This window comes from Providencia sp. PROV255 (genome assembly GCF_028478065.1).
GTDB classification, from domain to species: domain Bacteria; phylum Pseudomonadota; class Gammaproteobacteria; order Enterobacterales; family Enterobacteriaceae; genus Providencia; species Providencia rettgeri.
In genome coordinates this window covers 458233-479233 of the sequence record NZ_JAMPMI010000003.1, presented here as the reverse complement: position 1 = coordinate 479233, position 21001 = coordinate 458233, and the positions used below count along the sequence as shown (strand labels likewise).

The following is a 21001-nucleotide window of genomic DNA, read 5'->3' as shown; positions in this document are numbered from 1 at the left end:
ACAAATGACTAAGAAAGCTGACTTTATTTGGTTTAACGGTGAAATGACGCCATGGGCTGATGCAAAGGTTCATGTTATGTCTCATGCTCTGCACTATGGTACATCAGTGTTTGAAGGTGTCCGTTGTTATGACTCGCACAAAGGTCCTGTGGTCTTCCGCCACCGTGAGCATATGCAACGTTTGCATGATTCAGCAAAAATTTACCGTATGCCTGTCAGCTACAGCGTGGAAGAGTTAATGGAAGCATGTCGTGCAACTCTGCGTAAAAATAACTTAGTCAGTGCGTATATTCGTCCATTAGTGTTTATTGGTGATGTTGGTATGGGTGTTAACCCTCCAGACGGTTATAACACCGATGTGATTTTAGCCGCTTTTCCATGGGGAGCGTATTTAGGTGAAGAAGCGTTAGACCAAGGTATTGATGCGATGGTCTCTTCTTGGAATCGTGTTGCACCAAACACCATTCCTACAGGGGCAAAAGCAGGTGGCAACTATTTATCTTCTCTACTAGTTGGTAGCGAAGCTCGTCGCCATGGTTACCAAGAAGGTATTGCATTAGATGTTCACGGATATCTCTCCGAAGGTGCTGGGGAAAATATTTTTGAGGTGAAAGATGGCATCCTGTATACACCTCCGTTCACATCATCTGCATTACCAGGTATTACGCGTGATGCGATTTTAACTTTAGCAAAAGATTTGGGTATCGAAGTACGTGAGCAAACACTATCACGTGAATCTCTCTATCTTGCTGATGAAGTCTTCATGACAGGAACCGCTGCAGAGATCACTCCGGTTCGTAGTGTTGATGGTATCCAAGTTGGCATTGGCCGTTGTGGCCCAGTAACCAAGCAAATTCAGCAGGCATTCTTTGGCTTATTTGATGGTACAACAGAAGATAAATGGGGCTGGTTAGATCCAGTAAACCCTTAATAATTAAATTTAAATAGATGTTACAGGCGGACGTTCCCCGCCTGTTTTAAACACGGGAGTTAAAGATATGCCTAAGTACCGTTCAGCAACAACAACTCATGGTCGTAATATGGCTGGGGCTCGTGCATTATGGCGTGCAACAGGCATGACCGATGCTGATTTTGGAAAGCCCATTATTGCTGTTGTTAACTCATTCACACAGTTTGTTCCAGGCCACGTACATTTACGTGATTTAGGCAAATTAGTTGCAGAGCAAATTGAAAATGCAGGTGGTGTTGCGAAAGAGTTTAATACAATCGCTGTTGATGATGGGATTGCCATGGGACATGGCGGAATGTTGTATTCCTTACCTTCCCGTGAATTAATTGCGGATTCTGTTGAATATATGGTGAACGCACACTGTGCGGATGCCATGGTGTGTATTTCAAACTGCGATAAAATCACCCCAGGCATGTTGATGGCGTCATTACGTCTGAATATTCCGGTTATTTTTGTTTCGGGCGGTCCAATGGAAGCAGGTAAAACCAAGCTTTCAGATCAAATCATCAAGCTCGATTTAGTTGATGCCATGATTCAAGGGGCTAACCCTAATGTGAGTGATGCAGATAGTGAGCAAATAGAACGTTCAGCATGCCCAACGTGTGGCTCTTGCTCAGGAATGTTTACTGCAAACTCAATGAACTGCTTAACTGAGGCGCTTGGGTTATCTCAGCCAGGAAATGGCTCATTGTTAGCGACTCACGCAGACCGCGAAACTTTATTTATCAATGCAGGTAAGCGCATTGTTGAATTAACCAAACGCTATTACGAACAAGATGATGAAAGTGCGTTACCACGCAATATCGCTAATAAATCTGCATTTGAAAATGCGATGACGTTGGATATTGCCATGGGTGGTTCAACTAACACAGTCCTGCATTTACTTGCAGCAGCTCAAGAAGCAGAGATCGATTTCACCATGGATGATATCGACCGTTTATCACGTAAAGTCCCACATTTGTGTAAGGTTGCACCGAGTACACAAAAATACCATATGGAAGATGTTCACCGTGCTGGTGGTGTCATCGGTATTTTAGGTGAACTGAGCCGTGCAGGTTTATTGCAAGAAAACGTGACGAATATTTTAGGTCTGAGCTTCCAAGAAACATTAGCGCAATATGATGTGATGTTAACAAAGGATGAGGCTGTTAAATCGATGTTTTCCGCGGGCCCTGCCGGTATCCGCACGACAAAAGCCTTTTCACAAAATTGCCGCTGGCCGTCATTGGATACTGACCGTGAGAATGGGTGTATCCGTAGTATTGAGCATGCGTATAGTTTGGATGGGGGGCTGGCAGTCCTGTCTGGAAATATTGCAGAAGATGGCTGTATTGTTAAAACCGCTGGAGTTGATGAAGGCAGTTTAACATTCCGTGGCCCTGCCAAAGTCTTTGAAAGCCAAGATGACGCAGTAGAAGCTATTCTGGGTGGCAAAGTCGTTGAAGGCGATGTGGTTGTTATTCGCTATGAAGGGCCTAAGGGGGGGCCGGGCATGCAAGAAATGCTGTACCCAACCTCATACCTGAAATCAATGGGATTAGGCAAAAGCTGTGCATTGATAACAGATGGTCGCTTCTCTGGCGGTAGCTCAGGGCTTTCTATTGGTCATATTTCACCAGAAGCAGCGAGTGGTGGCTTACTCGCATTAGTTCAAGATGGCGATATTATTGATATCGATATTCCAAAAAGAACGATGGTGCTGGATGTGAGTGAAAGCGAATTGAGTCAGCGCCGTGAAGCGGAATTAGCTCGAGGCGATAAAGCTTATACTCCGCGTAATCGTCAGCGTGAGGTTTCTTTTGCTCTGCGCGCTTATGCTTCATTGGCGACGAGTGCAGACAAAGGTGCTGTTCGTGACAAGTCGAAATTAGGGGGCTGATTGTGGCAGCAGCAAAACCATTACCGGTTGCCCCAACCGGAGCAGATTACTTAAAAGCGGCGCTGAGTGCGCCGGTTTATGAAGCTGCGCAAGTAACGCCTCTTCAACAGATGGATAAAATATCTTCACGCTTGGGGAATACCATTTTAGTCAAGCGTGAAGATAGGCAGCCAGTACATAGCTTTAAGCTTCGTGGGGCTTACGCCATGATTGCGAGTTTAACCGAAGAGCAAAAAAGCAAAGGTGTGGTGACAGCTTCTGCGGGGAACCACGCTCAAGGCGTTGCGTTATCAGCAAATCGTGTTGGTGTGAAAGCAAAAATAGTCATGCCAGTTGCGACAGCGGATATCAAAGTGGATGCAGTACGAAGCTTTGGTGGTGAAGCTATTTTACATGGCGCTAATTTTGATGAAGCGAAAGCGAAAGCCATTGCAATGGCCGCAGAGGATGGCTATACCTTCGTTCCACCTTTTGACCACCCTTCAGTGATTGCGGGGCAAGCTACGATAGCTCTCGAGCTATTGCAACAGGATGTGCATTTAGATCGAATTTTTATTCCTGTAGGGGGCGGTGGGTTAATTGCGGGCGTTGCTGTGATTATTAAGCAGTTAATGCCTGAAATTAAAATCATTGGTGTGGAGTCTGAAGATGCCGCTTGTTTAAAAGCCGCGTTAGAGGCTGGGCATCCTGTTGATTTACCACGTGTTGGCCTATTCGCAGAAGGAGTGGCAGTAAAGCGTATTGGAGATGAAACCTTCAGGTTGTGCCAGCAGTATGTTGACGATGTTATCACTGTTGACAGTGATTCCATTTGTGCTGCATTGAAAGATATTTTTGAAGATGTTCGCGCGATAGCAGAGCCTTCGGGCGCTTTAGCATTGGCCGGATTAAAAAAATACGTACAGCAGCATAACATTAAAGGTGAACGTTTAGCGCATATTTTGTCCGGTGCGAATATGAATTTCCATGGGCTGCGTTATGTTTCTGAACGCTGTGAAATTGGTGAACAACGAGAAGCTTTACTCGCAGTAACCATTCCTGAGCAAAAAGGCAGTTTCTTACGTTTTTGCCAGTTATTAGGCCATCGAGCCATTACGGAGTTTAATTATCGCTATACGGATGCGGACCCTGAACGCGCATGTATTTTTGTTGGGGTGCGTTTAAGTGGCCGTGATGGCGAGCGCTCGGAGATTATCCAAGAGCTTAGAAGTCACGGCTATGAAGTCGATGATTTATCAGATGATGAAATGGCAAAACTTCATGTGCGTTATATGATTGGTGGGCGTCCATCAAAGCCATTAGACGAAAGGTTATATAGCTTTGAATTTCCAGAGTCTCCAGGTGCATTGTTGAGATTCCTAGAAACCCTAGGGACTCATTGGAATATAACGTTATTTCATTACCGTAGCCATGGTACAGATTATGGACGTGTGCTGGCGGCATTTGAACTGGCTGGGCCAGAAGTGCGTTTTGATAGGCATCTTGATGCGCTAGGTTATGAATATCATGATGAAACAGGAAACCCCTCTTTCCGTTTTTTCTTAGCACCACAAGATAACCAAAGAACTTTAGATTGAATTGTCTGGGAGTAACTCCCAAAACGCTTTAATTAATGGTTCACTCAGGCGTTTGCTTAATAGGCAAACGCCGAGCTCAAAAGGTTCTACCATTGAAATATTATCGAGCTGTGAAATACGGCTGCGTACGGGTTCTGGGCTGTTATCAACAACCACACTGGGAATTAAGGCGATACCGCACCCCAAAGCGACCATTGATACAATAGCTTCATGGCCTGAGACCGTCGCATAAATGACAGGGTTATTGATATTATGGCGACGGAACCAGAGCTCGATACGTTTACGGGATGGGCCGTGCTCAGGCAGGATAAAAGGGACGGTAGACCAATCAGGTTCAGCCTCTGTTACCATGCTTCGTACTGCACAGGGTAGTGATGGGGCAATCAAAACGAGAGGGATTTCGCCGATTTTTGCAAAACGGACGTTATCGGGTAAGCGCTCAGGTTTCCCTGCAATACCAAGATCAGCCTCATGAGTTTCCACTTTTTCAACGGCATCAGCTGCGTCACCTGTCGTGAGTTTAATTTCAACTAGTGGATGTAGCGCACGGAATTTATCTAAAACTTCGGGTAAATGGCTATAAGCTGCCGTAACTGAGCAAAAAAGATGCAGTTCTCCACTAAGTGATGGGCTTTGCTGATTGAGAGCATGTTGTAGTTGTTGATATTGCAATAATGTTTGTTGGGCAAATTGCTTAAGGTGCTCTCCTGCTTGGGTCAATTTAACTGAGCGGTTATCGCGCACAAATAGCGGATGACCAAGCTGTTCTTCGAGGCGTTGTATTTGGCGAGACAATGTGGAAGGGCTGACATGCATCGCTTTAGATGTGCGCCCGAAGTGGCAACTTTGTGCTAAATGCAAAAAAAGCTTGAGATCACGAATGTCCATTTTGCCCTCTAATAACATAATTAATGATGTTGCAGATATTGCAACATTGTATTGTTAATATATCAATTTAAGCAATGCTAAACATCGCATATAGTAAATCCATAAACGCTCAAAAATGAGCGACAGGCAGACTGTCTGACATAACGAACACAACAGAACAATGGAGTATGACAATGGCGAATTATTTTAACACATTGAATTTACGTGAGCAGTTAGCTCAATTAGGTAAGTGCCGTTTTATGCAGCGCGAAGAATTTGCGGATGAAGCGGGCTTCCTGAAAGGTAAAAAAATCGTCATCGTTGGTTGTGGGGCACAAGGTTTGAACCAAGGCCTGAATATGCGTGACTCAGGTTTAGATATTGCTTATGCATTACGTGATGAAGCAATTGCAGAGAAACGTGCTTCATGGCGTAAAGCGACAGAAAATGGCTTCAAAGTTGGCACTTATGAAGAATTGATCCCTACCGCTGATTTGGTTGTTAACTTAACGCCGGACAAACAGCATTCAGCCGTTGTTCGCGCTGTTCAGCCTATGATGAAACAAGGTGCAGCACTGGGTTATTCACATGGATTCAACATTGTTGAAGTTGGTGAAGAAATTCGTAAAGACATTACTGTTGTGATGGTAGCGCCAAAATGCCCAGGTACCGAAGTTCGTGAAGAATACAAGCGTGGTTTTGGTGTTCCAACTCTGATTGCAGTACACCCAGAGAATGACCCGAAAGGTGAGGGGATGGCGATTGCTAAAGCATGGGCGGCAGCGACTGGTGGCCACCGTGCCGGTGTTCTGGAGTCTTCGTTTGTTGCAGAAGTTAAGTCTGACCTGATGGGTGAGCAAACTATTCTGTGTGGTATGTTACAAGCAGGCGCATTACTGAGCTATGACAAAATGGTTGCTGACGGTGTTGAGCCAGGCTATGCAGGTAAATTAATTCAGTTTGGTTGGGAAACTATCACCGAAGCGCTGAAACAAGGTGGTATCACGCTGATGATGGACCGTTTATCTAACCCTGCAAAAGTTCGTGCTTATGCATTATCTGAACAACTGAAAACTATCATGGCGCCATTGTTCCAAAAACATATGGATGACATCATTTCAGGCGAATTTTCTGCAACCATGATGGCAGACTGGGCAAATGATGATAAAAACTTGCTGACATGGCGTGAAGAGACAGGCAAAACGGCATTCGAAAATTACCCTGAATATGAAGGGAAAATTGCCGAACAAGAATACTTTGACCACGGTGTTTTGTTAGTTGCTATGGTTAAAGCGGGCGTTGAATTAGCGTTCGATACGATGTTAGAAGCGGGTATCTTAGAAGAATCAGCTTACTATGAGTCCCTGCATGAGTTACCACTGATTGCAAATACCATTGCTCGTAAGCGTTTATATGAAATGAACGTGGTTATTTCAGACACAGCAGAATACGGTAACTATCTGTTCTCATTTGCAGCTGTGCCAATGCTGAAAGAATTCATGACGAAATTACAAGCGGGCGATTTAGCGAAGCCAGTTGCAGATAATGGCACTGATAACGCACAGTTACGTGATATCAACGAAGCTATCCGTAACCATCCGATTGAGAAAATCGGTAAGACGTTACGAGGTTATATGACGGATATGAAGAAGATTGCGGTCGGCTAACTCATTTTTCGTCACTCTTCGCGTGATAGGCGCGTTGGCTGCACTCGGTGACCCAAGTCACATACTTGTGTATTCTCTTTGGGATAACCTAATTTTTCGTCGCTCTTCGCGTGATAGGTGCGTTGGCTACACTCGGTTACCCAAGTCACATACTCGTGTATGCTCCTTGGGATAGCCTCCTTTGCCGCCTTCCTCTAACGCGAATAGTTTAGAAAAATGTATTGGTGGTATAAAAGAAAAAGAACAAAACCACATCTTTCTGATGAATGATGTGGTTTTTTGTTTTTTATAAATAGAGAAGATCGTTGCTCAAGAGTTGGGTCGGTTTCTGCTACAATCTGTAGCGAATTCCTTTTTGAATAACTAAGTGATGTAGAAAACCATGCGATTAAACCCAAGCCAGCAGCAGGCAGTTGAATATGTAGAGGGTCCATGCCTTGTGTTAGCCGGGGCTGGGTCAGGTAAAACGCGTGTTATCACGAATAAAATTGCGCATTTAATTCGCCAATGCGGTTATCAGCCTCGACAAATTGCAGCGGTGACTTTCACCAATAAAGCGGCGCGGGAAATGAAAGAGCGCGTGGCTCAAACCTTGGGGAAAAAAGAAGCACGCGGTTTGATCATATCCACCTTCCATACATTAGGGTTGGAAATCATTAAGCGTGAATATAAAGCGCTGGGTATTAAAGCCAATTTTTCGCTATTTGACGACCAAGATCAGATGGCATTATTGAAAGAACTTACCTTTGATTTATTGGAAGAGGATAAAGACTTACTCAAACAATTGATCTCAGCGATCTCAAATTGGAAAAATGATCTTATCTCGCCACAACAAGTGATAGGCCAAGCACGGAGTGAGAAAGAGCATCACTTTGCGGAGTGTTATCGCCGCTATGAACTTCATCTGAAAAGTTGCAATGTGCTGGATTTTGACGATTTAATCAGCAAGCCTACCTTGTTGTTATACCAAAATGAAGAAGTTCGCGAGCGTTGGCAGCAAAAAATTCGTTACTTGCTGGTGGACGAGTACCAAGATACCAATACGAGTCAATATCAGTTGGTTAAATTGCTTGTGGGGCAGCGAGCAAGGTTTACGGTTGTGGGCGATGACGATCAGTCAATCTATTCATGGCGTGGAGCAAGGCCACAAAACTTGGTTTTATTGAATCAAGATTTCCCTAAATTAAATGTCATTAAGCTTGAGCAGAATTACCGCTCATCAGAACGAATTTTAAAAGCGGCGAATATTTTAATTGCCAATAATCCTCATGTATTTGAAAAAAAATTATTTTCTGAATTAGGGTATGGAGCGCCACTTAAAGTCCTGACCGCGAATAATGAAGATCATGAAGCTGAAAGAGTGATTGGGGAGCTTATCGCACATCACTTTATTAATAAGACGGAATATAAAGATTACGCCATTTTGTATCGTGGCAACCATCAATCACGTATTTTTGAAAAAATGTTGATGCAAAACCGTATTCCGTATCGGATTTCAGGGGGGACTTCATTTTTCTCTCGCCCTGAAATCAAAGACTTGTTAGCTTATTTGCGAGTGCTTACTAACCCCGAAGATGATAGTGCATTCTTGCGTATTGTTAATACTCCGCGTCGAGAAATTGGCCCTAAAACTATCCAAAAACTTGGGGAGTGGGCAAACCAGCGGGGTAAAAGTTTATATCAAGCCAGCTTTGATTTAGGGCTTGAACAAATCTTAAAAGGCAAAGGATTAGAAGCATTACAGCGTTTCACTCATTGGATGGACAGTATTGTACGAACGTCGGAGCGTGAGCCTTTAATTGCGGTGCGTGACTTACTGCGTGAAATGGATTATGAAAGCTGGCTATATGAAACGTCGACCAGTACTAAAGCTGCCGAAATGCGAATGAAAAACGTCAACCAACTATTCACATGGATGAGTGAAATGGTTGAAGGCGATGAGCTCAATGACCCAATGACATTGAGCCAAGTGGTTACACGTTTTACGCTGCGCGATATGATGGAGCGTGGTGAGGATGATGAAGAATCAGACCAAGTTCAGCTCATGACGTTACATGCCTCTAAAGGCCTTGAGTTTCCTTATGTTTTTTTGGTTGGCATGGAGGAAGGGCTGCTACCACATCAAAGTAGTATTGATGAAAACAATATTGATGAAGAACGCCGTTTAGCTTATGTAGGAATTACGCGGGCGCAAAGAGAGCTATTCTTTTCTCATTGTCGTGAGCGTCGCCAATATGGTGAATTGATCCGTCCTGAATTAAGCCGTTTTCTCCTTGAATTGCCTCAAGATGATTTACAATGGGAGCAGCAGCGTAAAGTGGTTAGTGCGCAGGAACGTATGCAGAAGGGGCAATCAGCTTTAGCCGATATTAAAGCGCGTTTAGGGTTAAATAAAAAAAGTGAGTAACCGCAACTAATTGAATTTCCACACTAGAGTAGGTCTAGTGTGGAAAATATTATCAATTTGAACTATTACGTTCTTCCAACTCTAAAGCCCAATTTACATAGCCCTGCCATTGAACTTCTTGCTGTAAATTTTCCGCTCGTAGAGGGTGATCGGATAACCAACGATAAGGCAGCGTGATGGTTAACCTTTGTGCATTCACATTAAGCCTTAGTGCTGGCAAGGTGTCATCACGTCTACGGCTCGCAAAAATAATGGCAAGGCGAAGTAAACGACATAAATTATATGCATGCTGCATAGGGAGCGCATTTTGTTGGCTTAATGGCGTTAAATCAACAGGGCCTTGCTGGTTTATCAATAATGCAGCAAGTAACCGCTTTTGAGCTGGGGTAAAACCAGGTAAATCAAGGTGTGTTATGAGGTAGCTAGCGTGCTCGGGGCCTTTACGGAAATCAACACTCAAGCCAATTTCATGTAACGCGCATGCACTGGATAGTAAATCACGACAACGTGTATCTAAGCCCCAATCTTTCGCGACTTGTAAATAAAAATATTCTGCAAGTTGACGAACTCGGCTTGCTTGTTCGATATCGACTTGGAAGCGCCGCTGAATATTGCGAACGGTACGAGCGCGAATATCCTGCTCAATAGGAAGCTGTAGCATGCCATAGACAAGCCCTTCACGAAGTGCTCCGCCAGCGAGTGTCATGTTATCAATTTCTAATGCTTCAAAGATAGCGATCAAAATAGATAATCCGCTTGGAAAAACAAGAGCACGTTCGAAGGTTAGGCCATCAATTTCAAGCTCTTCAAGTTTTTGGCATTGAATGGCTTTACGCTTAAGCTGTTGTAATTTAGAAAGTGTGATCAGTTCATCCATGCCTTGGGCAATCATGATTTCCTGAATCGCTTGTACGGTGCCGGATGCACCAACACAAATCTTCCACCCATGTGTCTTAAGTGCATCTGCAATAGGGGCGATGACATTATGGGCAGCGGCTTGAGCTGCTGAGAAGTTTTCTTCTGTTAAACTTCTATCGCCAAAGTAGCGCTCAAGCCAAGTTACACAACCCATTTCAAGACTATAGAGTTGCTCCGCTTTTGCGCCTGTACCTGTAACGAGCTCAGTACTTCCTCCGCCAATATCAACTACTAAGCGTTGGTCTGGCCCGCCAGTTGTATGTGCAACACCTTGATAAATTAAGCGAGCTTCTTCTTCTCCTTGAATAACTTTTACAGGGTTTCCTAAAATTTGGCTGGCTTTTTCGATGAAAATATCGGCATTTTTAGCTAAACGCAAAGTCGCAGTTGCGACAACACGAATTTGTGTATTCGGAATATCTTGTAAGTGTTCCGAAAACAGGCGTAAACATTGCCAGCCTCGCTCCATTGCTTGCTCAGAAAGCAGGTTGTTGTTGTCTAAACCTGCGGCAAGACGAACTTTGCGCTTAACCCTAGAGATTACCTGAATGCTACCAGCAGTTTCACGTACGACTAGCATATGAAAACTGTTTGAGCCTAAATCGATGGCGGCATAAAGAGAAGAAGATTTCAGCATATCGTTTTTACTCAGCCTGGACGTTTATGGTTGTTACGTGGGCCATTGTGGCGACGCTGCGAATTCGAATTACGACGTGGGCCTCCAGGGCGTGGGCGATGGCGGCGTTTTGGCGCAGGTAAATCACTCAATAATGCATCACTGTTATATTTACTAACAGGGATTGAGTGTTGGATATACTCTTCAATAGCAGGCAGGTTAAGTGAATATTCTTCACACGCTAAGCTAATTGAGTTTCCACTTTCACCCGCACGACCCGTACGGCCAATACGGTGTACGTAATCTTCGCAGTCATCAGGTAAGTCGTAGTTAAATACATGAGTTACTGATGGAATATGTAAACCACGAGCTGCAACATCAGTTGCCACTAAAATATCTAAATGGCCTTGTGTGAATTGCTCTAATATACGCAGTCGTTTTTTCTGTGCGACATCGCCAGTTAATAAACCTACACGATGGCCATCGGCAGCTAAATGCGCCCAAATATCATCACAACGGTGTTTTGTATTGGCGAAAATAATACAACGCTCTGGCCACTCTTCTTCAAGGAGCGTTTGGAGCAGGCGCATTTTTTCTTCATTAGAAGGGTAAAATAGCTCTTCTTTGATACGGTGACCTGTTTTTTGCAAAGGTTCGACCTCAACATATTCAGGGTTGTTCATTTGTTCGAAGGCTAATTCTCTGACTCGGTAAGATAAAGTTGCAGAAAACAGCAAATTAAGCCTTTCTGCGGCACCTGGCATACGACGGAAAATCCAGCGGATATCTTTAATAAATCCAAGGTCATACATGCGGTCGGCTTCATCAAGTACCACAACCTGAATCGCACTTAGGTCGACATGGCCTTGTTTTGCGTAGTCGATTAAACGGCCAGTTGTACCAATGAGGATATCAACACCGTTTTGTAAAACCTTAAGTTGCTCATCATAGCCGTCACCACCGTATGCTAGCCCCATTTTCAGGCCAGTGTACTCAGCTAGCTCTTTAGCATCCGAATAAATTTGTACTGCGAGTTCGCGTGTCGGCGCCATGATTAGTGCACGAGGCTGGTTCGCTTTTTTACCCTCGATAGCTGGGTGAGTTAATAAATAATGAAATGTAGACGTTAAAAAAGCTAACGTTTTACCTGTACCAGTTTGCGCTTGACCCGCCACGTCTTTGCCTTCGACAGTAAAAGGCAAGGTGGACGCCTGTATAGGCGTGCAAAAATTGAAGCCTTTTTTATTCAGTGCTTCAATGACTTTAGGGTGCAATGCGAAGTCGGAAAACTTCTTTTCTGTCAAGTGTGCTTTACTCATAGTATGTTAGAATATCAGTTAACGGTTGGTTTACGAAAGTGTATCTTTTGAAATAAAGCATACTGCTGCCAATAATGTTACACTAAGTCTGCAAAAGATGATCCTTTGGAGTACAACATGAGCGATAAAATTATACATATAACTGATGCAAGTTTTGCAACTGAAGTTCTGAACGCAAGTTCACCTGTTCTCGTCGATTTTTGGGCAGCATGGTGTGGTCCTTGTAAAATGATCGCGCCTATTCTTGATGAAGTTGCTGAAGAATATACAGGCAAACTGACTATCGCAAAACTGAATATTGATGAAAACCCAGGTACCGCTCCAAAATATGGAATTCGTGGTATCCCGACCTTGCTTTTATTCAAAAATGGTGAAGTCGCAGCAACGAAAGTCGGTGCATTATCAAAAACGCAACTGAAAGAATTTTTAGACGAAAATCTGTAAGTTATCGTTATATGTAAGCTAAAACGTTTAGCGGTATATCTATTTTATCTAGAGAGCCGCTAGACGTCTTCACTTAAGCATGATAAGTTATCCTCATTCCTCGTATAGCACCCATATGAATTACCTTGTATTCCATTGCTCTTATCTTACATATATAGCTTGTTAGTTTAGTATTGTGATGATTGTTTCGTAATGATTGTTATTGATCAAAAACTGATGGCGTAATGATTTTAAATATGAAAATTGAAAGTTTAGACATTGAGTTATAGTCGTATTCAATATCTTTGATTTCAATGTATCTCTCATATGAATTAAAGATAGTGCGTAAACGAACATAATGAAATTCAATATTTTTATATCATAGGGATGTAAAAATGAAGTGGGAGAAGGTTGGCACTTAGCAGTTATGTGTTTTTTAATGCTAATCTGCCATTAAATTTGCGATATTGGGATGGATGTTGTCCTAAATGTACAAAAAACTATTGCTAATATTGCGTGTGTTTCTAATAATATGTCACACATCATCAAGATGAGATGCAGTCAGATGTTAGAGCAATCTTAGTAATGGCTAGCACAAGATTTTTTTGCATTGTTGTTTGCTTTTGGTAAAAATTAGTGAGCAACAGGGCAGTATAAAGTTAAACTGGCACTTAATAATAAGCTGCCGTCAATTTACGTTCATAGTTCGAGAATTACCCCGAGTTAAAGAACCCACCATTATGAATCTTACCGAATTAAAAAATACGCCAGTATCAGAATTGATTACGTTAGGCGAAAACATGGGGCTAGAGAACTTAGCCCGTATGAGAAAGCAGGATATTATTTTCTCTATCTTGAAGCAGCATGCGAAAAGTGGCGAAGATATTTTCGGCGATGGCGTACTGGAAATATTGCAGGATGGATTTGGTTTCCTCCGTTCAGCAGACAGTTCTTACCTCGCAGGTCCTGATGATATCTACGTTTCTCCTAGCCAAATCCGCCGTTTTAACCTACGCACAGGTGACACAATCTCAGGGAAAATTCGTCCACCTAAAGAAGGTGAACGTTACTTTGCTCTCCTGAAAGTCAATGAAGTTAACTACGACAAACCTGAAAATGCCCGCAGTAAAATTCTATTCGAAAACCTAACCCCATTACATGCAAACCGTCGTCTGCGTATGGAACGTGGTAATGGTTCAACTGAGGATTTAACTGCACGTGTATTGGACCTTGCGGCTCCAATCGGTCGTGGTCAACGTGGTTTGATTGTTGCTCCACCGAAAGCGGGTAAAACAATGTTACTGCAAAATATTGCAGCAAATATTGCACACAATTACCCTGATTGCGTTCTGATGGTTCTGCTAATTGATGAGCGCCCAGAGGAAGTGACAGAAATGCAACGTTTGGTCAAAGGTGAAGTTATTGCTTCAACATTTGATGAGCCTGCTGCACGTCACGTTCAAGTTGCTGAAATGGTAATTGAAAAAGCAAAACGTCTAGTTGAACATAAAAAAGACGTTATCATTTTACTCGACTCTATTACGCGTCTAGCCCGTGCATATAACACCGTAGTACCTTCGTCTGGTAAAGTATTAACCGGTGGTGTGGATGCGAATGCATTACACCGTCCAAAACGTTTCTTCGGTGCTGCTCGTAATGTTGAAGAAGGTGGAAGCCTGACAATCATTGCAACGGCACTGGTTGATACCGGTTCGAAAATGGATGAAGTTATTTACGAGGAATTTAAAGGTACAGGTAACATGGAACTGCACCTTTCTCGTAAAATTGCAGAAAAACGTGTGTTCCCTGCAATAGACTACAATCGTTCAGGTACGCGTAAAGAAGAGTTACTTACATCGCAAGATGAATTACAAAAAATGTGGATCTTACGTAAGATTATTCATCCAATGGGCGAAATAGATGCGATGGAGTTCCTCATTAGTAAGTTAGCGATGACGAAAACCAACGAAGAGTTCTTTGACTTTATGAAAAGAGCCTAGCCGTTAAGGTTCGCTGTGTTTTATAAATAGGTGCCAGTTATGGCACCTATTTTTTTGTTTTTATACACCGCGTTAGTTCATAAAAATTAAAACATATCATATTAAATCAGGCCTAATATTTTGCCGATTTAGTTTCAATAGATTAAGATGATGTTTTATTACTTTGTTTATAAATAACGTTAAATAAATAGGCGAAGTTTTTATTAAAAATTAATAATGCACTATAAAAATATCAGTAATATGATGTTAACATTATGAATCAAAAGAAAAATGTTATGTTTATATTTGTTTTGTGACTAGTGTTAAATTTATTTTCATCACTTTATTATTTAATCATCGAGTGCTTATTTAAGCACCAGTCGATTAACTCGATTCTAGAGTGTTGTTTTTATGGCATGCATATTGCAGCTATTCAGTATAAAATTACGGGATGTTTCGTTATTAAATCAAACACCCTAATAAAGTGTAAGAACTAATAATGTTGCAGGAATTTCTTTATGAATAAAGATTCGTCTTATAGCAGATTTCAGTACCAAGATGATAATGCATTGGCTCCTGCTTGTTTATCGGCATTTGCCAAAAAAAATTTAGTTTTGAAAGTTAAATATAAAGATTAAGAGAGTCGAACAGTGGACACCATACACTTTGTAACCAATCTCTTCTACGTTTTCTTGTTTTCATTAGTTTTTATTTTTCTGGCTCGAGTTGTTGCAATAAAAATCGGGTTGGTTGATAAGCCTAATTTCAGAAAGAAACATGTAGGATTAGTTCCCCTTGTTGGGGGAATTTCCGTTTTCTTTGGGATCTGTTTTGCATTTTATATTACAGGTGAATACATTCCTCATAAGTGGCTATATATCGCTTGTGCGGGGTTATTGGTCTTTATTGGCGCATTAGATGATAGGTTTGATATCAGTGTGAAATTAAGGGCTGGTATTCAAGCAGTCGTTGCCGTTGTTATGATGACAGCGGCAGGATTGAAACTTGAGTCACTCGGTCATGCCTTTGGACCATGGGAACTCGTACTTGGCCCATTCGGTTATATCGTTACCTTATTTGCAGTATGGGCAGCAATCAATGCTTTTAACATGGTTGATGGTATTGACGGGTTACTCGGTGGTTTATCTTCTGTTTCTTTTGGTGCTCTCGGCTTTTTGCTATATCAAAACGGTAACTATGCGTTAGCATTTTGGTGTTTTGCCTTTATTGCAGCTATTCTTCCTTATATTCTTTTAAATTTAGGCGTGTTAGGTCGCCGTTTTAAAGTCTTCATGGGGGATGCGGGAAGTACACTGATTGGGTTCACGATTATTTGGATCCTTGTGGCTTCGACGCAAGAGGAAGTCCATCCGATTAACCCAGTTACGGCTTTATGGATTATTGCGATCCCTCTAATGGACATGGTTGCCATTATGTATCGCCGTATTCGTAAAGGTATGAGCCCATTTTCACCTGATCGCCAGCACATTCATCATTTAATTATGCGTTCTGGTTTTACACCAAAAGGGGCATTTGTGCTGATTACATTATCAGCGGCTGCTTTAGCGTGTGTTGGTATTATTGGTGAGCACTTAACATTTGTACCTGAATGGGTAATGTTGGCATTATTTTTGCTTGTATTTATGATGTATGGTTACTGCATCAAACGAGCTTGGAAAGTCGCCCGTTTTATTAAGCGAGTGAGACGTAGAGCACGTAGAGGAGCAGTACGGTAACGACAAAACGAAAATAGAGGTTCTGTGCAGTGAATAACTCAGAAACACAACCGAGTCAGCATCAATCGCCAATAGAGCCGGAATTGGATATCCGTGGTTTATGTCGCTCATTGTGGCAAGGTAAAATTTGGATCGTTGCATTTGCCGTTATTTTTGCTGCAATTGCCTTGGGAGCGTCCTATTTTATGCAGCCTAAGTGGAGTGCGACAGCAATTACGGATTTACCAACCGTCAATAATCTGGGAAGTTATTATTCTCAGCAGCAGTTTCTGCGCAACCTCGATTCCCGTATTAATAATACGGGACAAGAAGGGCAATTACCGACAATTGCAAAAGAAGCTTATCAAGAATTCACAAAGCAGCTCGGCTCTTATGATACACGTCGTCAGTTTTGGCTAACTACGGATTACTATAAGCAGCGCTTAGAGAATGACCCTAAAGCAGATGCCGCATTATTGGATGAGCTCATTAACGATATTGAGTTTACGCCAGCAGATGAAGTCAAAAATTTAACCGATAGCATTAAATTAGTGGCGGAAACATCCGCAGATGCGAACCAGCTATTACGTCAATACACTCAGTTTGCTAACCAACGTGCCACAACTAATCTTAACGATGAAATTAAAGGTACTTGGGCAACGAAGATGCAATCCATGAAAGCATTGGTTAAACGCGAAGATATGGTGGCAAAGGCCGCTTACGAACGACGTTTAAACGCGCTGGAGCAAGCACTAAAAGTTGCTGAAAAACAAGGTATTGTACGTAATCAAAGCGCAACACCTGTGGATGAAATTCCAGATTCTAAAATGTTTATGTTAGGTGCCCCTTTATTACAAGCACAGATTGAAACATTGAAAGCAACCGGGCCCGATCACGACAGTGATTACGACCAAAATATTGCCATGTTATCAACATTGAGCGTAGGGCCCACCCTCCAAGATAATTTTCAAGCATATCGCTATTTACGAACTCCAGAAGAGCCTGTTAAACGCGATAGTCCTCGTCGAGCCTTTATGATGGTTCTGTGGGGAGCCATAGGGATGTTAGTAGGTGCCGGAGTGGTACTTGCTCGCCGCCGCCCATCTTGATTTTGGGATAAGCCACTGGTGAATTCATCAGTGGCATATAAAGTTATTAAGATTACAAAAGCAGCTCACTGCGAAAGATAAATATAAGAGAGTCACTGTGAAAGTATTGACTGTATTCGGCACACGACCTGAAGCCATTAAAATGGCACCACTGGTTCATGCATTGGCTGGGGATGCAGACTTTGAAGCCAAAGTCTGTGTTACAGCGCAGCATCGTGAAATGCTAGATCAAGTACTGAAACTGTTTGAGATCACGCCAGATTACGATCTCAATATTATGAAACCAGGGCAAGATTTAACGGATATCACTTGTCGTATTCTAGAAGGGTTGAAAAGCGTTTTTGCTGATTTTCAACCGGATGTTGTTCTCGTTCATGGCGATACAGCGACAACGATGGCAACTAGCCTTGCGGCATTTTACCATCGTATACCCGTTGGGCACGTTGAAGCTGGGTTACGTACCGGAGACCTGTATTCTCCATGGCCTGAGGAAGCAAATCGTAAAATTGCAGGGCATTTAGCGATGTACCACTTTGCCCCAACCGAAAATTCACGCCAAAATTTGTTAAAAGAATCAATCCCTGACAGCCATATTTTTGTCACCGGTAATAGTGTGATTGATGCGTTATTGTGGGTACGTGATAAAGTCATGAGCGACCAGTATATGATGGAAAAACTGGCCGCAAATTATCCGTTTATCGACTCAAATAAAAAAATGATTTTAGTCACAGGCCACCGTCGTGAAAGTTTCGGTGGTGGCTTTGAACGTATTTGTCATGCTTTGGCAGAAATTGCACAAGCGCATCCAGACGTGCAAGTTGTCTACCCTGTTCACTTAAATCCAAATGTGAGTGAACCTGTTAAGCGTATATTGCATGATATTGATAATATTATTTTAATTAGCCCTCAAGACTACCTACCGTTTGTTTATTTGATGAACCATGCTTATTTGATTCTAACAGACTCAGGTGGTATTCAAGAGGAAGCGCCTTCTCTCGGTAAACCTGTTTTGGTGATGAGAGATACCACAGAACGACCTGAAGCTGTTGATGCAGGTACTGTTCGTCTTGTGGGAACAGATACACAAAAAATTGTGAAAGAAGTTAATCGGTTACTGACAGATGACGCGGAATATCACGAAATGAGCCGCGCACATAACCCATATGGGGATGGTCATGCTTGTCAGCGTATTCTTGCAGCATTGAAAAGTAATCAGGTGAAATTATGAGTTTTGAAACTATTTCTGTTATTGGCCTTGGTTATATCGGTTTACCAACAGCAGCCGCCTTTGCATCACGTAAAAAACAAGTGGTTGGTGTCGATGTGAACCAACATGCCGTTGATACTATTAATCAGGGAAAAATCCACATTGTGGAGCCAGAACTGGATATCGTGGTCAAAAAAGCGGTTGAAGAAGGCCACCTGAAAGCCTTTACTAAGCCACAACCTGCGGATGCTTATCTGATTGCTGTGCCTACGCCATTTAAAGGCGAGCACGAACCTGATCTCGCCTATGTGCGTGCAGCCGCAGAATCCGTTGCTCCCGTGCTGAAGAAAGGCGATTTAGTCATTCTTGAGTCGACATCGCCAGTAGGTACAACAGAGCAAATGGCCGAATGGATGGCCGCAGCTCGTCCTGATTTAACTTTCCCTCATCAAGCTGGCGAAGATGCAGATATCGATGTGGCATACTGCCCTGAGCGTGTGTTACCGGGCCAAGTGATGGTCGAATTAATTAAAAATGATCGTGTTGTTGGTGGTATGACGCCAAAATCCTCTTTGCGCGCAAGTGAGCTATACAATATTTTCCTTGAAGGTGAGTGTGTAATTACTAACTCAAGAACCGCGGAAATGTGTAAGTTAACGGAAAATAGCTTCCGTGATGTGAATATTGCTTTTGCGAATGAATTATCATTAATTTGTGCTGAGCAAGACATCAATGTGTGGGAATTAATCAGCCTCGCGAACCGCCATCCACGTGTTAACATTTTGCAGCCAGGTCCGGGTGTTGGTGGGCACTGCATCGCGGTTGACCCATGGTTTATCGTCGCACAAAATCCAAAACAATCACGCCTTATTCATACCGCTCGTTTAGTCAATGATGGCAAACCAATTTGGGTTGTTGATCAAGTAAAAGCGGCTGTAGCCGATTGCTTAGTGGAAACGGGTAAAAAAGCCAGTGAAGTGACAATCGCCTGTTTTGGCCTGTCATTTAAACCCAATATTGATGATTTACGTGAAAGCCCAGCGATGCACATCACCAAAATGGTGGCGAACTGGAACCCAGGTAAAACGTATGCAGTTGAGCCACACATTCACGAATTACCAACCTCTTTAAAAGGTATTTCTGAGCTGGTTTCGATTGAAAAAGCCGTTAATGAAGCGGATGTGATCTTAATGTTAGTTGACCACAATATGTTCAAAGGCATCCAAGGTTCTGCAATCCCACAAAAATGGGTTGTGGATACAAAAGGAGTATGGCGTTGAAACGCATTTTAATCACTGGAGGCGCCGGGTTTATCGGCTCTGCTGTTGTTCGTCATATTATTGAAAATACTGACGACAGCGCAGTGGTTCTGGATTGTTTAACCTATGCAGGTAACTTAGAGTCCCTCGCAACGGTTGCGAGCAACCCGCGCTATGCTTTTGAGCAGGTGAATATTTGTGATAGAGCTGCATTAGATGCCGTTTTTGAAAAATATCAACCCGATGCAGTGATGCATTTAGCGGCAGAAAGCCATGTTGACCGCTCTATCGATGGTCCAGCGGCATTTATCGAAACGAACATTGTGGGCACTTACACACTGTTAGAGGCGGCACGCCATTACTGGTCCGCATTGAATGATGAGAAAAAAGCAGCTTTCCGTTTTCATCATATCTCAACAGATGAAGTATATGGTGACTTAGAAGGACCTGATGGTTTCTTCACAGAAACAACGCCTTATGCACCAAGTAGCCCATATTCAGCATCGAAAGCATCGAGTGATCATTTAGTTCGTGCTTGGCAAAGAACTTATGGCCTGCCAACGATGATCACTAATTGTTCAAATAACTACGGGCCGTATCATTTTCCAGAGAAATTGATCCCATTAATTATTTTGAACGCCTTAGCGGGTAAGCCTCTGCCTGTTTATGGTAAAGGTGAGCAAATTCGTGACTGGTTGTTTGTTGAAGACCATGCACGAGCACTACATTTAGTTGCTACAACCGCGCAACCTGGCACCACCTATAATATCGGTGGCCATAATGAGCGCCGTAATATTGACGTTGTAGAAACGATTTGTGAACTGCTTGAAGAGCTACGTCCGCAAAAGCCTGAAGGTGTGGCGCACTACCGTGACTTAATCACGTATGTGAAAGACCGGCCGGGCCACGATATGCGTTATGCGATTGATGCTGCGAAAATTGAGCGCGAATTGGGGTGGACGCCACAAGAAACCTTCGAATCAGGTATTCGCAAAACGGTGCAGTGGTATTTGAACAATGAAACGTGGTGGCGTCGCGTACAAGACGGTTCCTATGCGGGCGAACGTTTAGGTCTAGGAAATTAGGTGA

At 42.8% G+C, this 21001-nt stretch carries 16 protein-coding genes; 12 read left to right on the top strand and 4 right to left on the bottom strand.

Translation table 11 applies throughout. The annotated features are described in order from the left end of the window. Positions 1 to 4 precede the first annotated feature (4 nt). From PR725_RS03655 to ilvA, 3 genes are all read left to right on the top strand, one after another. A complete protein-coding gene (locus PR725_RS03655; protein WP_004907252.1) occupies positions 5 to 931 on the top strand; it encodes a branched-chain amino acid transaminase in 927 nt (308 codons plus the stop codon). Between the two features lie 67 nt (positions 932 to 998). After that, complete coding sequence (gene ilvD / locus PR725_RS03650) at positions 999 to 2849, top strand: dihydroxy-acid dehydratase (RefSeq protein WP_123382184.1); 1851 nt, start codon at positions 999 to 1001, stop codon at positions 2847 to 2849. A 2-nt stretch (positions 2850 to 2851) separates the two neighbouring features. Further along, the gene (gene ilvA / locus PR725_RS03645; protein WP_110731572.1) at positions 2852 to 4426 is read left to right on the top strand and encodes a threonine ammonia-lyase, biosynthetic; all 1575 of its coding nucleotides are present in this window, start codon (positions 2852 to 2854) and stop codon (positions 4424 to 4426) included. Here the strand turns inward: ilvA and ilvY are convergent. Then, the gene (gene ilvY, locus PR725_RS03640) at positions 4418 to 5314 is read right to left on the bottom strand and encodes an HTH-type transcriptional activator IlvY (protein ID WP_004906122.1); all 897 of its coding nucleotides are present in this window, start codon (positions 5312 to 5314) and stop codon (positions 4418 to 4420) included. The genes ilvA and ilvY overlap by 9 nt on opposite strands. 173 nt (positions 5315 to 5487) lie before the next feature. On the opposite strand from ilvY, the gene ilvC reads away from it, so the two are divergent. Then, positions 5488 to 6960, top strand: a complete 1473-nt coding sequence (gene ilvC / locus PR725_RS03635; RefSeq protein ID WP_004907263.1) for a ketol-acid reductoisomerase — start codon at positions 5488 to 5490, stop codon at positions 6958 to 6960. A gap of 11 nt (positions 6961 to 6971) precedes the next feature. On the opposite strand, the gene PR725_RS03630 is transcribed toward ilvC, so the two are convergent. Then, the gene (locus PR725_RS03630; protein WP_211889174.1) at positions 6972 to 7109 is read right to left on the bottom strand and encodes a hypothetical protein; all 138 of its coding nucleotides are present in this window, start codon (positions 7107 to 7109) and stop codon (positions 6972 to 6974) included. Positions 7110 to 7342: 233 nt separating this feature from the next. On the opposite strand from PR725_RS03630, the gene rep reads away from it, so the two are divergent. Then, positions 7343 to 9367, top strand: a complete 2025-nt coding sequence (rep, locus tag PR725_RS03625) for a DNA helicase Rep (protein WP_109912167.1) — start codon at positions 7343 to 7345, stop codon at positions 9365 to 9367. 52 nt (positions 9368 to 9419) lie between these two features. Here rep and gppA read toward each other — a convergent pair whose 3' ends face one another. Further along, the gene (gene gppA / locus PR725_RS03620; protein ID WP_004907271.1) at positions 9420 to 10922 is read right to left on the bottom strand and encodes a guanosine-5'-triphosphate,3'-diphosphate diphosphatase; all 1503 of its coding nucleotides are present in this window, start codon (positions 10920 to 10922) and stop codon (positions 9420 to 9422) included. 11 nt (positions 10923 to 10933) lie between these two features. Continuing rightward, positions 10934 to 12220, bottom strand: coding sequence for an ATP-dependent RNA helicase RhlB (gene rhlB, locus PR725_RS03615; RefSeq protein ID WP_004907274.1), 1287 nt, complete (start codon positions 12218 to 12220; stop codon positions 10934 to 10936). A 117-nt stretch (positions 12221 to 12337) separates the two neighbouring features. On the opposite strand from rhlB, the gene trxA reads away from it, so the two are divergent. From trxA to rffG, 7 genes are all read left to right on the top strand, one after another. Next, positions 12338 to 12664, top strand: a complete 327-nt coding sequence (gene trxA / locus PR725_RS03610) for a thioredoxin TrxA (RefSeq protein WP_004907277.1) — start codon at positions 12338 to 12340, stop codon at positions 12662 to 12664. Between the two features lie 719 nt (positions 12665 to 13383). Then, complete coding sequence (rho, locus tag PR725_RS03605; protein WP_004906109.1) at positions 13384 to 14643, top strand: transcription termination factor Rho; 1260 nt, start codon at positions 13384 to 13386, stop codon at positions 14641 to 14643. Positions 14644 to 15272: 629 nt separating this feature from the next. Continuing rightward, positions 15273 to 16358, top strand: coding sequence for a UDP-N-acetylglucosamine--undecaprenyl-phosphate N-acetylglucosaminephosphotransferase (gene wecA, locus PR725_RS03600; RefSeq protein WP_004907283.1), 1086 nt, complete (start codon positions 15273 to 15275; stop codon positions 16356 to 16358). 29 nt (positions 16359 to 16387) lie between these two features. Next, positions 16388 to 17446, top strand: a complete 1059-nt coding sequence (wzzE, locus tag PR725_RS03595) for an ECA polysaccharide chain length modulation protein (RefSeq protein ID WP_004907286.1) — start codon at positions 16388 to 16390, stop codon at positions 17444 to 17446. A gap of 97 nt (positions 17447 to 17543) precedes the next feature. Then, a complete protein-coding gene (wecB, locus tag PR725_RS03590; RefSeq protein ID WP_109912166.1) occupies positions 17544 to 18674 on the top strand; it encodes a non-hydrolyzing UDP-N-acetylglucosamine 2-epimerase in 1131 nt (376 codons plus the stop codon). Beyond that, complete coding sequence (gene wecC / locus PR725_RS03585; RefSeq protein WP_004907293.1) at positions 18671 to 19933, top strand: UDP-N-acetyl-D-mannosamine dehydrogenase; 1263 nt, start codon at positions 18671 to 18673, stop codon at positions 19931 to 19933. Before wecB ends, wecC begins: the two co-directional genes overlap by 4 nt. After that, complete coding sequence (gene rffG / locus PR725_RS03580; protein ID WP_181937065.1) at positions 19924 to 20997, top strand: dTDP-glucose 4,6-dehydratase; 1074 nt, start codon at positions 19924 to 19926, stop codon at positions 20995 to 20997. Before wecC ends, rffG begins: the two co-directional genes overlap by 10 nt. The last annotated feature ends 4 nt before the right edge of the window (positions 20998 to 21001 follow it).